Origin of the sequence: Streptomyces sp. NPDC002602 (assembly GCF_042889445.1) — a bacterium.
Classification (GTDB): Bacteria; Actinomycetota; Actinomycetes; order Streptomycetales; family Streptomycetaceae; genus Streptomyces.
This window is the reverse complement of record NZ_JBIAQX010000006.1, coordinates 297,427-311,489: the sequence shown is the minus strand read 5'-3', so window position 1 is coordinate 311,489 and position 14,063 is coordinate 297,427. Positions and strand designations below refer to the sequence as shown.

Annotated in this window: 16 protein-coding genes, 1 tRNA gene and 1 pseudogene; 13 read left to right on the top strand and 5 right to left on the bottom strand. The window is 71.5% G+C overall.

The features are described 5' to 3' along the window. Positions 1–90 precede the first annotated feature (90 nt). Both ACFYW3_RS19765 and ACFYW3_RS19760 read left to right on the top strand, forming a co-directional pair. Positions 91–2,163: an RICIN domain-containing protein gene (locus ACFYW3_RS19765; RefSeq protein WP_351759362.1), complete on the top strand. Its 2,073-nt coding sequence runs from the start codon at positions 91–93 to the stop codon at positions 2,161–2,163. A 93-nt stretch (positions 2,164–2,256) separates the two neighbouring features. Next, positions 2,257–2,871, top strand: a complete 615-nt coding sequence (locus tag ACFYW3_RS19760; RefSeq protein WP_389386876.1) for a hypothetical protein — start codon at positions 2,257–2,259, stop codon at positions 2,869–2,871. Positions 2,872–2,886: 15 nt separating this feature from the next. Here ACFYW3_RS19760 and ACFYW3_RS19755 read toward each other — a convergent pair. Then, a pseudogene (locus tag ACFYW3_RS19755) lies at positions 2,887–3,090 on the bottom strand (DUF397 domain-containing protein); the annotation flags it as partial. A gap of 53 nt (positions 3,091–3,143) precedes the next feature. Between ACFYW3_RS19755 and ACFYW3_RS19750 the strand changes: the two are divergent. Beyond that, the gene (locus ACFYW3_RS19750) at positions 3,144–3,656 is read left to right on the top strand and encodes a hypothetical protein (RefSeq protein ID WP_351759357.1); all 513 of its coding nucleotides are present in this window, start codon (positions 3,144–3,146) and stop codon (positions 3,654–3,656) included. A 63-nt stretch (positions 3,657–3,719) separates the two neighbouring features. Here the strand turns inward: ACFYW3_RS19750 and ACFYW3_RS19745 are convergent, their stop codons facing one another. Beyond that, positions 3,720–4,532, bottom strand: a complete 813-nt coding sequence (locus ACFYW3_RS19745; protein ID WP_389386875.1) for a VOC family protein — start codon at positions 4,530–4,532, stop codon at positions 3,720–3,722. Between the two features lie 120 nt (positions 4,533–4,652). On the opposite strand from ACFYW3_RS19745, the gene ACFYW3_RS19740 reads away from it, so the two are divergent. Both ACFYW3_RS19740 and ACFYW3_RS19735 read left to right on the top strand, forming a co-directional pair. Next, positions 4,653–5,261: an HhH-GPD-type base excision DNA repair protein gene (locus ACFYW3_RS19740; protein ID WP_351759353.1), complete on the top strand. Its 609-nt coding sequence runs from the start codon at positions 4,653–4,655 to the stop codon at positions 5,259–5,261. Between the two features lie 118 nt (positions 5,262–5,379). Further along, positions 5,380–5,853, top strand: a complete 474-nt coding sequence (locus ACFYW3_RS19735) for a cupin domain-containing protein (RefSeq protein ID WP_351759351.1) — start codon at positions 5,380–5,382, stop codon at positions 5,851–5,853. Here the strand turns inward: ACFYW3_RS19735 and opcA are convergent. Continuing rightward, complete coding sequence (gene opcA / locus ACFYW3_RS19730; RefSeq protein ID WP_351759348.1) at positions 5,802–6,734, bottom strand: glucose-6-phosphate dehydrogenase assembly protein OpcA; 933 nt, start codon at positions 6,732–6,734, stop codon at positions 5,802–5,804. The two genes, ACFYW3_RS19735 and opcA, sit on opposite strands and share 52 nt — an antisense overlap. A 91-nt stretch (positions 6,735–6,825) precedes the next feature. After that, complete coding sequence (locus ACFYW3_RS19725; RefSeq protein WP_351759345.1) at positions 6,826–8,406, bottom strand: helicase HerA-like domain-containing protein; 1,581 nt, start codon at positions 8,404–8,406, stop codon at positions 6,826–6,828. Between the two features lie 88 nt (positions 8,407–8,494). Here ACFYW3_RS19725 and ACFYW3_RS19720 point away from each other — a divergent pair, with 88 nt between their 5' ends. Both ACFYW3_RS19720 and ACFYW3_RS19715 read left to right on the top strand, forming a co-directional pair. Further along, the gene (locus tag ACFYW3_RS19720; RefSeq protein ID WP_008740979.1) at positions 8,495–8,791 is read left to right on the top strand and encodes a type II toxin-antitoxin system VapB family antitoxin; all 297 of its coding nucleotides are present in this window, start codon (positions 8,495–8,497) and stop codon (positions 8,789–8,791) included. A gap of 79 nt (positions 8,792–8,870) precedes the next feature. Beyond that, positions 8,871–9,536: a LytR C-terminal domain-containing protein gene (locus ACFYW3_RS19715; RefSeq protein ID WP_351759342.1), complete on the top strand. Its 666-nt coding sequence runs from the start codon at positions 8,871–8,873 to the stop codon at positions 9,534–9,536. Positions 9,537–9,570: 34 nt separating this feature from the next. Here ACFYW3_RS19715 and upp read toward each other — a convergent pair whose 3' ends face one another. Beyond that, positions 9,571–10,206 (bottom strand): uracil phosphoribosyltransferase, encoded by a 636-nt coding sequence (gene upp / locus ACFYW3_RS19710; protein WP_053684141.1) that lies wholly within the window; start codon positions 10,204–10,206, stop codon positions 9,571–9,573. Between the two features lie 186 nt (positions 10,207–10,392). Here upp and ACFYW3_RS19705 point away from each other — a divergent pair, with 186 nt between their 5' ends. From ACFYW3_RS19705 to ACFYW3_RS19680, 6 genes are all read left to right on the top strand, one after another. After that, the gene (locus ACFYW3_RS19705) at positions 10,393–11,337 is read left to right on the top strand and encodes a universal stress protein (RefSeq protein WP_351759340.1); all 945 of its coding nucleotides are present in this window, start codon (positions 10,393–10,395) and stop codon (positions 11,335–11,337) included. Positions 11,338–11,439: 102 nt separating this feature from the next. Beyond that, on the top strand, positions 11,440–11,625 hold the full coding sequence (locus tag ACFYW3_RS19700) for a hypothetical protein (protein WP_267803495.1): 186 nt from the start codon (positions 11,440–11,442) through the stop codon (positions 11,623–11,625). Positions 11,626–12,020: 395 nt separating this feature from the next. Beyond that, on the top strand, positions 12,021–12,569 hold the full coding sequence (locus ACFYW3_RS19695; protein WP_351382867.1) for a hypothetical protein: 549 nt from the start codon (positions 12,021–12,023) through the stop codon (positions 12,567–12,569). A gap of 65 nt (positions 12,570–12,634) precedes the next feature. Next, positions 12,635–13,063: a tRNA adenosine(34) deaminase TadA gene (tadA, locus tag ACFYW3_RS19690; RefSeq protein ID WP_351759408.1), complete on the top strand. Its 429-nt coding sequence runs from the start codon at positions 12,635–12,637 to the stop codon at positions 13,061–13,063. A 68-nt stretch (positions 13,064–13,131) separates the two neighbouring features. Then, positions 13,132–13,218: transfer RNA gene (locus ACFYW3_RS19685), tRNA-Ser, on the top strand. 195 nt (positions 13,219–13,413) lie between these two features. Beyond that, positions 13,414–13,701, top strand: coding sequence for a hypothetical protein (locus tag ACFYW3_RS19680; protein ID WP_159041626.1), 288 nt, complete (start codon positions 13,414–13,416; stop codon positions 13,699–13,701). Positions 13,702–14,063 lie beyond the last annotated feature (362 nt).

Genomic DNA, 14,063 nt, shown 5'->3' with positions numbered 1-14,063 from the left:
TTGGGGCCGATTCCCGTTTGTCCGAATTCTCCGTACCGCCCTTCTGGCAGGCTTCCGCGCACCCACCCCCCATCACGATTTGAGGTGCGCATGTCCAGACGTAGAAGGCGTGAACACCGGCGCAAGCCACGCCGGTTCATACTCGTCACCGCCGCCATGGCCACCGCGGCGGTGATCGCGGGAGGCGTCGCCTACTCCGGACTGGGTGACAACGCCCAGGCGTCCCCGCCCGCACAGGCCGAAGCGCTCGCCGCGGAGATACCCGCGCCCGCCGCCGCACCCGCCCGGGACGCCGAGCCGGCCGTCATCAAGGACGCGCCCGCCAACGAGAACGCCCGCGGCATGATCTACGACGGGCTCAAGGCCGCGCCGAAGGGCGACCGTTGCGTCGGCGTCTACCGCACCGACGCCGGGCACTGCACCCACGGCCCCGACGCACCGCCCAAGGGCGTCGACATCAAGAAGGACATCCCGCCCGTCGTCAAGGCGAAGGCGCCCGCGGCCGACCCGGCCCGCCCCGCGTCCGACGACCCGGCCCCCGCGGAGGGCGGCAAGCGCGCCCAGGACGCGCCCGCCGCCGACGCGCAGGCGGCCACGAACACCGCGAAGGCCGCCCCGGCCCCCGCCGCCTCGGCCGCCTCCGGCCAGGCGGTCGCAGCAGGGCCCGCCGGCCAGACCGTCCAGTGCGACGGCGACGGCAGCACCGGCAACCGCGTCCAGGTCGTCTACGTACACGGCCCCGACCGCGACCGGTACTCCGAGTACGTGGCCTCGTTCCGCAAGTGGGCCGTCGACGCGGACCTCATCTACTCCACGAGCGCCAAGGAGACCGGCGGCGTCCGCCACATCCGCTACGTGACGGCCGCGGACTGCACGCCGACCGTGCTCAACATCGAGCTTCCGGCGTCGGCCCTCTCCGAGTTCAGCGCGAGCAACAAGGCGCTCGCCGGCAAGGGCCTCGACCGCCGCGACCGCAAGTACATGATCTTCGCGGACACGCAGGTCTACTGCGGCATCGGCACCTTCAACGGCGACGAGCGCCACGGCCAGGACAACCTGAGCAACTTCGGCCCCTCCTACGGCCGTACCGACTCCGGCTGCTGGGGCGGCCACACCGCCGCGCACGAGCTGGGTCACAACCTCGGCGCGGTCAACAACAGCGCCCCCAACACCAGCCGCGGCGCGCACTGCACGGACGAGTGGGACGTCATGTGCTACTCGGACACCCCGTACTACCCCAAGATGCGCAACGTCTGCACCAACCAGGCGGCCGAGAACATCCTGGACTGCAACCACGACGACTACTTCCACACCAGTCCCAAGGCGGGCAGCTACCTCGCCACGCACTGGAACATCGCGGACAACCAGTTCCTGATGCGCACGGCCGGCGGCGGCGGGGGCGGCACCGACCCGAACCCGAACCCGAAGCCCACCCCCACCCCGAAGCCCACGCCGACCAAGAAGCCCACGGGCGGCCCCACGGTCACGGCCGGACAGATCCAGTCCGACTCCGTCGTGGTGAGCTGGCCGAAGGTGGAGGGCGCCGCCTGGTACCAGGTGCAGCTCAACGGCAAGCACCTGACCTGGACCCAGTCCCAGACCCTGCGGATCTACAACCTGAAGCCGGGCAGCGAGTACAAGATCGCCGTGTCGGTGCGGGACTCCGCGGGCCGTGACAGCGGCGCCGGCAAGACCACGACGTTCCGTACGAAGAGCACGGGCGGCGGCGCCACCACCAAGCCGAACACCCGCTACCTGCTCGGCAACGGCAGCACCGGCATGAACGCCGAACTGTGGGGCGGCCGGACCGCCGACGGGACGGTCCTCGTCGGTGGCCGCGCCAACGGCTACGCCCAGCAGCAGTGGTACTTCGACGACGCGGGCAGCGGTCTCGTCCGCATCCGTTCCGCCGTCTCCGGCAAGTGCCTCCAGCCGGGCAGCACGGCGGCGGCCGGCATGTGGGTCGCGCAGCAGCCCTGCACGAACTCCGGCGCGCAGAAGTGGCGGGTCACCGCCCGCGGCAACGCCGTGACCGTGACGGACGCGGGCGGCGGTTTCGCCCTGACGGTCAGCAACCGCCCGTACTACGGGAACTGGCTGCTCGACCTCCAGCGCGCGGACGGCCGCGCGGCGCAGGCGTGGACGGTCCAGAAGGCCGCCTGACCCTCCTCGTGAACCCCCGGCGGACGGCCCCTCCCCACGCGGGGCCGTCCGCCGGCTCCCTCATCTCGACCCACCGCACTTCGGAGTACCGCGATGATGCGCACCAGACACGCGTTCCTGTTCCTGTTCCTGCTGCTCGCACAGGGCCTGGCCGTATCCACCGACGCGCACGCGCACGGTGACACCGTCAAGGTGGTGATCACCGGACAGCGCGAGGGGCACGTCACCACAGAGATCACCTGGGAGAACGACGGGGATCCCGTCGAGGAGGCCGTGGCCGCCACGGTGAACGCGACCAACCCCGACGGCTCCCGCACCATGGGCCCCTGGGGGCTGGTCCGCGACGCGGGCAAGCCCAGCGGCTGGTCCACGACCGAGATACTGCCGCCGGGCACGTGGAAGGTCACGGTGGACGTGGGCTTCCCCGACCTGGGACACGGAGAGAGCGAGATCGCGGTTCCGGTGACCGACCCCGCCCCGTCGACCGCGCCGTCGACCGCCCCCACGACGGTGCCGAGCCCCGTCGCCTCCCCGACCCCGTCCGCCCCCGCCGCCTCGACCCCGCAGGTTCCGGACCCGTCCACCGCCCCGGTGGCGAAGAAGTCCGACGACACCGTCTGGTGGACCACGGCGGGCGTGGTGGTCATCGCCCTCGCCGGCGCGGCGGTCGGCGTCCTCCTGCGCCGCGCACGGGCCCGCAGGCGCTGACCCGCGCGAGCCGTTTCAGGCCTGGGAGGCGTACGCCACGAAGCCTGCCCAGGCCTGCGGCGTGAGCGCGAGCCGGGGTCCGGGGACGTTCTTCGAGTCCCGGACGTGGACCGTGCCGGGGGCCGACGCGACCTCGACGCAGGAGTCGCCCTCACTGCCGTCGCTGTGACTGCTCCGCCGCCTGACCGGCCGGGCACCCTCACCGTAAGATCGTTTACGTCCCGAACATCCGGTTCCGGGGCGTGAGTTCCGATCGCACCGAAGGACCGCCCGTGGACGACGCACTCCCGACGACCCTTGAGGACACGCGTTTCGGCGCGATCACCGTCCGCCTCGAAGGCCAGGAACGCGTCGAGGTCGAAGGCCCCGGGATCCCCCCGGTCTCCCTGGTCCGCGCCCCCGACTCCGAGGTGGACCCGCAGGTCCGCATAGGCACCCGCGACCCGGAACACCTCACCCTGACCATCGACGGCCTGACCAACCCGCTGCTCCCGGCGAAGGGCCGCCTGACCAGGAGTTCGTACCGGGTCGAGGTCGAGCACGAGGGCGCGCGTTACGTCCTCGTCCCGGACTCCGTCCCCGGCAGTCGCCTCACCCGCGACGGCACCCACCTCGGGGACTTCACCGCCGACGGCGACGCGCTCGTCATCGCCGAGTGGCAGGAGGACGCGGACCTCCGGCCCCTGGACGCCTCCGTCGGCTACGCCCTGGCTGCCGCCTTCGGCACGGGCGCCCAACCGATGTGGATGATGATCGTGGACGGCGTGACCTCCGCCCTGCCGTAGCCGCCCCGTCGCCGCGGCGGGGCCCCGGAGCCCCGCCGCACACCTCCACCAGTCGAACTTCGGCTAGTCGAATTTCGGCATCTCGCCCGTCGTCTTCGACATGTCGATCACCGCGAACGCCGCGCCCTGCGGGTCCGTCACCGCCGCGAACCGCCCGAACGGGCTGTCCATCGGCCCGAAGTGCAAATGCCCGCCGTGCTTCTTCGTCTTGGCGACCGCCTCGTCGCAGTCGTCGACACCGAAGTACACCTGGACGTACGAGGGGATCTCCGGCGGGAAGTCGGTCCCCATGTTCATCCGGCCCAGCACCGGGTTCTCCTTGCCACCCAGGCTGAAGACCTTGAAGTCCATGCCGGCCATCTCCGGGTCGTCACCCGCGTCCATCTGCTGCTCGCCGTAGGGGAAGACCTTCGGGAGGAACGCGTCGGCCTTCGCGACGTCCCGGCTGAAGACCTCCGCCCACGCGTACGAGCCCGCCTCGCCCATCCGCTCGAAGCCCTTGTGCTCACCCGGCTGCCAGACCCCGAACACCGCGCCGCTCGGCTCCTTCGCGATGGCCATCGTGCCGAAGGCGCCGACCTGCATCGGCTCCATCAGCAGCTCGCCGCCCGCGTCCTTGATCTTCTCCGCCGTCGCCGCCGCGTTCGACGAGGCGAGGTACAGACACCACTGCGAGGGAGCGTCGGCCCCCGGCATCGGCGGGACGACGGCCGCCACGGCCTTCCCGTCCTTGTAGGCCTGCGTGTAGTTGCCGTACTCGCTGCTCGCGTCGCCGAAGGTCCAGCCCAGCACGTCGGCGTAGAAACTCTTCGCGCCCTCCACGTCGGTGAACATCGCGTCCACCCAGCAGGGAGCGCCTTCCGGGAACTCAGTCATGATCGATCGACTCCTGTGTCGGTACGACTGTCGTGTACGACGTGACCCGTCTCGGTTCACACGCTAGGCCGCCGGTGTGCCGCCCGCGCGCGGAAGGCGCGCACGGGGGAGTCTGGAGTCATGGACAAGGAGATCACCATCCGGCTGGCCCAGCAGCCGGAGGCGGACGCCCTGCTCGGCCGGAGCCCGCTCGCCGCGCTGGTCGGCATGCTGCTCGACCAGCAGGTGCCGATGGAATGGGCCTTCTCGGGACCCCACACGATCGCCCGCCGCCTCGACGCCGACGACCTCGACGCGCACGTGATCGCCGCGTACGACCCGGAGGCCTTCGCGGCCCTGCTCAGCGAGAAGCCGGCCGTGCACCGCTACCCGGGATCCATGGCGAAGCGGATCCAGCAGCTCTGCGCCTACCTGGTGGAGCACTACGACGGGGATGCCGAGGCCGTCTGGCGGGACGCGACGACCGGCGACGAACTGCTGGCGCGCCTCAAGGAACTGCCCGGCTTCGGGGAACAGAAGGCCCAGATCTTCCTGGCCCTGCTCGGCAAGCGGTTCGGCGTCCGCCCCAAGGGCTGGCGGGAGGCGGCCGGCGGCTACGGCCCGGCGAACATCCACCGCTCCGCGGCCGACATCACCGGCCCGGAGTCACTGGCCAAGGTGCGGGCGTACAAGCAGGAACACAAGGCCGCGGCGAAGGCGGCGAAGGCGAAGAAGCCGCCGGCGGGCTGACGGCTCCCGGCCTGCAGACAGGCCCGCAGACAGGCCCGCAGAGAGTGACGAGGGCCAGGGCGGGCGGTGCGGAAAAACGGCTCGGCCGTTGTCAGACCCCCCACCTATGATCATGATCATGACTGAGAACCTCACCCGCGCCGCCACCGCCGAGACCATCACCGACGGCCCGGGCAGCGTCATCACGCTCCTCACCGACACCCCCGAACTCACCTGCAACACCGCGAGTTTCGAGGTCGGCGCGGCCGGCGCCCCGGTGCACTTCCACACCAAGGCCACCGAGTTCTTCCACGTCACCGACGGCCTGCTCGACGTCCTCGTCGGCGACGAGATCCACACCCTCGGCAAGGGCGACTTCATCAGCGTCCCGGCCGGCGTGAAGCACGCCTTCGCCCCGGCGGCCGGCCGGACCGCCGAGGTGCTCGTCGGCTTCACCCCCGGCATGGCGCGCTTCGACTACTACCGGCTCCTCGGCCGGGTCCGCGCCGGCGAGGCCACCGTGCAGGACATCATCGACAGCCAGCCGGTGTACGACAACCACTACGCCGAGAGCGAGGCCTGGGCCGGTCGCCCGCGCAGCGCCGAGGCGTAGACCTCGTCGGCGTCGAGCCTCCGCAGCTCCTCCGCGATCAGCTCGGAGAGGCTGCGGACCTTGAGCGCCACCTTGCGGTCCGGCCACCCCGGCAGGATCAGACCGGCCAGCACACCCGCGGGCCGGTCCACCCGGATCTCGCCCTCGCCGGTCTCCAGCACGACGCGGGTGATGACCGGCCCGTCCGTGACCACCCGGCGCACCGGCACCCGCAGCCGGCCCTCCAGCCAGCGCACCAGCAGCTCGGCACTCGCGTTGTCCGCCTCGCTCTCCACCGCCGCGCCCGTCACCGGCAGCGGCTTCTGGTCCAGGGCGGCGGCCAACAGCGAACGCCACGGGGTCAGCCGCGTCCAGGCCAGGTCGGTGTCCCCGGGGGCGTAGGACCGCGCGCGCTCCTCCAGGACGGCGACCGGGTCCACCGCCGCCTGCGCGTCGGTGATCCTGCGCTGGGCCAGCGCGCCCAACGGGTCCCGGGCCGGGTCGGCGGGCGCGTCGGCCGGCCACCAGGCCACCACCGGGGCGTCCGGCACCAGCAGCGGCAGGACGACCGAGCCGGCCTGGTCGGTGAGCTCCCCGTGCAGCCGCAGCAGCACGATCTCCCCCGAACCGGCGTCCGTGCCGACCCGCAGCTCGGCGTCGAGCCGGCTCGGCGGAAGCTTGCGCGGGCCGCGCGTGCTCCGCTTGATCACCGCGATGATGCGGCACGGGTGCTCGCGGGAGGCCTCGGAGGCCGCGCGTACCGCGTCGTAGGCGTTCTCCTCGTCGGTGACCACGACGAGCGTCAGCACCAGCCCCATCGCGGGACTGCCGACGGCTCGCCGGGCATCGAGCAGAGCCCGGTCGATCTTGCTGGACGTGGTGTCGGTGAGTTCGGTCCGCATGCCCCGAGTCTGTCAGCGCCCACCAAGCGTCCCGCAACCGGTTCACTGGAATACGCCTCGACTCGCCTCGCCTCCCCCGACCGGGCCCCGGCTACTTGCGCCGGCGGGCCGTACCGAAGAGGGACCGGGAGATCTCGCGGCCCAGTTGAGTACCGATGGACCGGGCCAGGGAGCGGAACATGCCGCTGCCCACGACCTGTTGGGCCAGCGAGGGATCGGGCTTGGGAGCACTGCGGGCCGCCTTCTGCGCCTGCTTGGCCTCCTTCTCCGCCTCCGCCGCCGCGGCGGCGGCCTCCGCCTCGGCCTCGGCGGCCGCCTGCTCCGCGCTGATCTTCTCGTACGCCGACTCGCGGTCGATCGGCTCCGCGTAGCGGGAGTAGAGCAGCGAGGCCTTCACGGCCCCCTCCAGGGTCGCCGCGTCCACGGGCCCCATCAGCGACTGCGGGGCACGCAACCGGGTCGCCGCGACGGGAGTGGGGGCGCCGTTCTCGCTGAGCACGGTGATCACCGCCTCGCCGGTGCCCAGACCGGTGAGGAGTTCCTCCAGGTCGTAGGGGGAGTTCGGGAAGGTCTTCACCGTCGCCTTGAGCGCCTTCGCGTCGTCCGGGGTGAAGGCGCGCAACGCGTGCTGCACCCGGTTGCCGAGCTGCGCCAACACGTCGGCCGGCACGTCCTTCGGCGTCTGGGTCACGAAGAAGACCCCGATGCCCTTCGAGCGGATGAGCCGCACCGTCTGGGTGATGGACTCCAGGAACGCCTTGGAGGCGCCGTTGAAGAGCAGGTGCGCCTCGTCGAAGAAGAAGACGAGTTTCGGCCGATCGAGATCGCCGACTTCCGGCAGGTCGGTGTAGAGATCGGCGAGCAGCCACATCAGGAAGGTGGAGAACAGCTGCGGTTTGTCCTGGACCGCCGGAAGTTCCAGCACCGAGACCAGACCGCGCCCGTCGGCGGCCGTCCGAAGGAATTCCGAGGTATCGAATTCGGGTTCTCCGAAGAACTCCGACGCACCCTGCTGTTCGAATGCGGTGAGGGCTCGGAGAATCACCCCGGCGGTGACCGTGGAAAGTCCCCCGATGCCCTTGAGCTCGGCCTTTCCCTTGTCGGACACGAGGAAGGCCACCACCGCCCGCAGGTCCTTGAGGTCGATCAGTTCCAGGCCCTTGGAATCGGCGTAGTGGAAGATCAGCCCCAATGACTGCTCCTGGGTCTGATTGAGCTGGAGCACCTTCGACAGGAGCACCGGACCGAAAGCGGTCACCGTGGCCCGCACGGGGATGCCGGTGCCGATGCCGCCCAGGGAATAGAACTCGGCCGGGCAGGCCGTGGCCGACCAGTCCTGGGCCACGTCCGCGGCGCGCTCCCGGACCTTCTCGTTGTCCACGCCGGGCGCCGAGATACCCGAGACGTCGCCCTTGATGTCGGCGAGGAACACCGGCACGCCGTTCGCCGACAACTGCTCGGCGATCAGTTGGAGGGTCTTCGTCTTCCCGGTGCCGGTGGCTCCCGCGACCAGCCCGTGCCGGTTCAGCATCGACAGCGGAACGCGGATCTGGCGGTCCGGCAGACACCGCCCGTCCCACAGCAGGGCACCCAGGTCCAGCGCGGGTCCGGTGAAGGCGTACCCGGCGGCGATCCGGTCGGCCGGAGACGCGGGGTCGGTGCTCTCACTCATGATTCACTCCCGAAATAGCCCTGCCTGTCACCTTTGCACCCACGCAGCGAGGCTGCGCCCGCAGGCACCGGCCCGGTAGGCTTTCCGTGTGATCTTCAAGCGCATCGGAAGCGGCCGGCCGTACCCCGACCACGGCAGGGAAACCACCCGGCAGTGGGCGGACGTAGCCCCGCGCCCGGTCCGGCTCGACCAGCTCGTGACCACCAAGGGGCAGCTCGACCTCGAAACCCTGCTCGCCGAGGACTCCACGTTCTACGGCGACCTCTTCGCGCACGTCGTGAAGTGGCAGGGCGACCTGTACCTGGAGGACGGGCTGCACCGCGCCGTGCGCGCGGCGCTCCAGCAGCGCCAAGTGCTGCATGCACGCGTCCTTGAGATGGACTGATTGCGCCTTTCGGGTCTGCCTTACCCGATCAACAGATCATTTAGTAGGCATCGTTCCGGTACGGCACTACGCTGCGCCCATGAGCATGCTCACACCCCCCGGCATGGGCGGAAAGTACCGCGTAACGGGAGCTGCCTACCCCCGCATGAGCCGACCCCGGCGACGCCGCCGGATCGTGTTCGCCCTGCTCGGATCCGTCCTCGCACTGGCCCTGCTCGGCTACGGGGCTTTGCAGCTCATCGACGTGTTCCGAGGCAACGGCGGCAAGAAGACGGTCGCGGCGGGCAAGGACTGCCCGACCGGCTCCCCGAGCAAGGCCGGACCGGCCTCGGCCGTCTCCGCGCGCCCCGCGTCCCCGGCCGCCGCGGTCACCCTCCCCAAGCCCGACGAAATCACCGTCAACGTCTACAACGCGACCCCGCGCGCGGGCCTCGCCAAGCTGGTCGGCGACGAGCTGAAGAAACGCGGCTTCACCATCGGCCAGGTCGGCAACGCGCCCGCCGCCTTCGACAAGAAGGTCCCCGGCATCGGCATACTGCTGGGCGCCCCCACCACCGACAAGGCGGCGTACTCCGTACTCGGCACCCAACTGACCGGCGTCACCCTCCAGAACGACACCCGTGAGGGCACGGACATCGACCTGATCCTCGGCAACACCTTCAAGGAACTGAACACGAAGGCGGACGCGGACAAGGCGCTGGCCGTACTGGCCCACCCCGTACCCGCGCCCGCCAAGACGTGCTGATCCGCCGGGCCCACCCGGCGGAGCCGACCGCGCCCTATTCGGCGGAGCCGTACATGCGGTCGCCCGCGTCGCCCAGGCCCGGCACGATGTAACCGTTCTCGTTGAGCCGCTCGTCCACGGCGGCCGTCACCACCGTCACCGGCGTGCCCGCAAGCTCGCGCTCCATGATCTCGACGCCCTCGGGCGCGGCCAACAACACCACGGCGGTCACGTCGTCGGCGCCGCGCTTGATGAGCTCCCGGATCGCCGCGACCAGCGTGCCGCCGGTGGCCAGCATCGGGTCGACCACGTACACCTGACGCCCGGAGAGGTCCTCCGGCATGCGCGTCGCGTACGTGGAGGCCTCCAGGGTCTCCTCGTTGCGGACCATGCCCAGGAAGCCCACCTCGGCGGTCGGCAGCAGCCGCACCATGCCGTCCAGCATGCCGAGACCGGCGCGCAGGATCGGCACGACCAGCGGACGCGGGTGCGACAGCTTGACGCCGGTGGTCGGGCCGACCGGGGTCTCGATGTCGGCCTGCTCGGTCCGCACGTCACGCGTGGCCTCGTACGCGAGGAGGGTCACCAGCTCGTCGGCGAGCCGACGGAAGGTGGGGGAGTCGGTGCGCTTGTCGCGCAGAGTGGTCAGCTTGTGCGCGACCAACGGGTGATCGACGACCTGCAAACGCACAACATCCTCCAAGACTCAGCTGCCGCCAGCTGCCGGGTTTCGACCTGCGACCTGCGAAAACGGCCGCGGTGTGCGACCCACACCCAAAAGGCTACGCGGTGACACACCCCCTCCGCGTCCGAAGCCGCCCGCGGGCCCGCGACACGCGGAGATGCGGCCCGCCCGGACGCCCAGCACCCTTGGTTGATGAGCACCCCCCTCGTCATCGCGGCCGTGGACGGATCGGAACACAGTCTCAAGGCGCTCGAGTGGGCCCGGACCGCCGCACTCCTGCACGGCGGCGGGCTCATGGTCGCGCACGTCCTGCCCGACAGCGCCCAGTTGTACGCGGGCCGGCGCTCCGCCCTGCACTCCGCGTCCGAGCCGGAGCAGTACACCGACCCGGTGAGCGAGCACGTACGGGAACTCCTCGCGCGCGCCCCCGAACTGCCCGCCGAGGTCCGCTACGAGGCCCTGGAGGGGTCCGTGCCCGAGGCGCTGCGGGTCATCGGCGCCGAGTACGCCCCCCGGATGCTCGTGATGGGATCCCGGGGGCGCGGCGGCTTCGCCGCCCTGTTGCTCGGCTCCAACAGCCGCGCCGTCGCCTCCACCACGACCTGCCCGGTGGTCGTGGTCCCGCACGCCGGACGCGTCGTGGAGGCCTCCGGGGAGGAATCGGCCGGGCGGGTGGTGGTCGGCCTGCACGCGGCGGAGACCCCCGACGACGTGCTGGCCTTCGCCTTCGAGGAAGCCGCCGTGCGGGGGACCGCCGTCCAGGTGGTCTCCGCGTACGCCGTCCCGCCCTCGACGATGATCGGCGTCGACAGCCCCTTCGCGGTGATCCCTCCGGAAGGCCTGGCGGACGGCGGCGACGGGGTCCCGGCCGAGCGGGAGATGCTCCGCTCCCAGACGCGGCGATTGGCCCCGTTCCGGGTCCGCCACCCGCACGTGCCCGTCGAACAGGCCGCCGTGCCCGGCGAGGCGGCGGGCCGGCTCGTCACCGCGTCCCGCTCGGCCGCCCTCGTCGTGGTCGGCCGCCACCACCCCACCCGGAGCGTGGGCCCGCTCATGATCGGCTCCGTCGCGCACGCGGTGCTCCACCACGCGCACGGCCCGGTCGCGGTGGTGCCGACGCGGACGGAAGACGCCTGAGCTGCGAGAACCCCGGCACGGGGGTGGCATCAATCGGGCGGTCCGGGGGAAGGTGGGTTCGGGGGGCGAGGACGACCGGACCAGCAGCCGGGGTGATGGCCCATGCCAGAAACAGAGCCGAGCGTGGAGAGCGGAGAGGCCGAAACGGCGGCGCAGCGCAGAGCGCGGCGCGCCCAGTTCCTGCGGGACCTGAACGAGGCCCGGGAACTGCGCGACCGCGTCCAACCGCGGCGCGCCCGCGCCGCCCGCATGCGCCAACAGATGCGGATGCGCACCTTCCGCTGGTGATCCGTCCCGGCTCCCCGGTTGATCCGCCCGGCTTGCCCGGTTGATCCGCCCCGCTTGCCCGGTGATTCGCCCGGCTTGCCTGGTGATCCGCCCCGCTTGCCCGGTGATCCATCCGGCTTCCGGGGCCGTTCGGCCCTGCCGGAGTTTGAGTCGCTCGGCCCCGGGGCAACGCCCCTCGGGGGAATGGCGCCTCGGCCGGCGCGGGCCCCTTCGACCCGTCCACCCGGCGGCGGCGCCCGGGCGCGACACGGCGGAAGACCTCTCGCAAAGCCGCTGTTTCTGCCACGATGCCGATTGGGCGGGGCACGAAACGGTGAGCAGCACGACCGTTTCACCCCATCCTCCGGCCGGGGGGACATCCAACCGGCACGCCTATGACCAGTGGGAGAGTCACGGTGTATTTCGCCGCACTGCTCGCGCGCACCGAAGATGGGTGGGAAGCGAGCGACCTGGAACTCGACGACGTCGAGTCCCTGACCGATCTGATCGATCTCGCCCGTTCCGCCGCCGTCGACGACGAGCCGGTGGTCGCCCTCATCGAGCAGGAGGACGCCTGGTTCGGCGTCATGCGCCTGGACGGCGAGGAAGACCCTCGGTACTTCGTGTCCAACGCCTCCGTAGCCGGCCGCAGCTCCTACGGCTCGATGCTGACCAAAGAGCTGCTGGGCAGCGACGAGGAGGACGACGAACTCGACGAACTCGACCTGGACGGCACCGAGGACGGCGAGGAGGAGAGCGTCACCGCCTTCGCCGACGAGGACGACGACACCGACTCCGCGCTCGGCACCGGCGCAGAGCCGTTGCCGGCCGGCCCGTTCGGCGACCTCGGGCTGCTGAACGACCTCGGCGTCAGCCCCAAGCAACTGACCGCCCTGGAGGGCGACGCCCTCTCGGAGATCGCCGAATCCCTCGGCGCGACCGAGGTCCTGGAGGCCGTCCGCTAGTGATCGACGAGCACGACACGCACCACCCCGGTCCCGACCCCGTACGGGACCCCTGGCGGGACTCGATGCGCCTGGCGCTCCGGGAAGCCGCCCTGGCGGTGCCGGCCGGCGACGTGCCGGTCGGCGCCGTCGTGCTCGGCCCGGCGGGCGAAGTCCTGTCGACCGGGCACAACGAACGCGAGGCCACCGGCGACCCCACGGCGCATGCCGAGGTGCTGGCGCTGCGCCGTGCGGCTACCGCCCTCGGGGAATGGCGACTCCCGGGGTGCACCCTCGTGGTCACCCTGGAGCCGTGCGTGATGTGCGCGGGCGCCCTCGTGCAGTCCCGGGTCGCCCGCGTCGTCTACGGCGCGGACGACGAGAAGGCGGGCGCCGCCGGATCGCTGTGGGACCTCGTACGGGACCGCCGGCTCAACCACCGGCCGGAGGTGGTCCGCGGGGTGCTCGCGGACGAGTGCGCCCGCCGGCTGAAGGACTTCTTCCGCGACCTGTGACCGCTGTGACGCGGGTCGCCCCGAGACGGATTTCAGAGCACGGGCCACTTTGGGCTAAGCTCTCTCTCGGTAGCGTGTCCGAGCGGCCGAAGGAGCACGCCTCGAAAGCGTGTGATGGTGCAAGCTATCCGTGGGTTCAAATCCCACCGCTACCGCTCTGATCGAGAGCCCCGCCCCGCAAGGGTCGGGGCTCTCGGCTTTTCCCCGGGCCTTCGGCATTCCCCGGGCCCTCGGCATTCCCGAGGCTTCGACTTTCCCGGGTGGCTCGGCTTCCCCGGGGTCCTCGGCCCTTCCGGGGCCCTCCGGGGGACAGGCGCGTGACCGGCCGCCCCCTCGGCCGTTGTCACGGCATGACCAAGACCCAGCGCATCCTCGCCGCCTTCGCCCTCGCGGGGGCCGCCGCGGGCCTCGCCGCTCCCGCCGCCTCCGCCGCGCCGATCGCCCCGCTCACCCTCCCGGACCTGCCGACGGCGGCCCCGGGCATGCCGCGCGGGGCGACGCCCGGATCCGTGAAGGAGATCGGCGCCAAGCTCAACGACCTGAACCAGCTCAACCGACTGATGGACCTCCCCAACGACCTCGCGCCCGTGATCGCGCCCGTACAGCCCATCACCGACCTCGCCGGCGGTATCGAATAGCCGCACCGGATTCGAACCGTCGGCTCGAACAGTCCGGCGGGCAGACCGCGCGGTCCGGCGAGCGGCCCGCGTGCGGCCCGCCAACCGTCCGGAGCGCGGGCCGCACGCGAAGAAGGCCCCGACCGGGGGTCGGGACCTTCGACGTCGGGACGGGGGAAGTGGCATCGGGGGGACAAACCACTCCCCCGATGAGGACGGACCTGCCGGTCCGTGCCGCGGTACAGGGGGAAGCCCACGGCTCGGACCCCGCAGTGAGGCCCTGTCCCTCGCTCACCGATTTCCTGCCAGAACCGGTGGGCTCGTCCTCCATCCTGCGCCCGCCCCACCCCGCCGCCGGGCGGCAAAGGGCCCGGAACACCGGG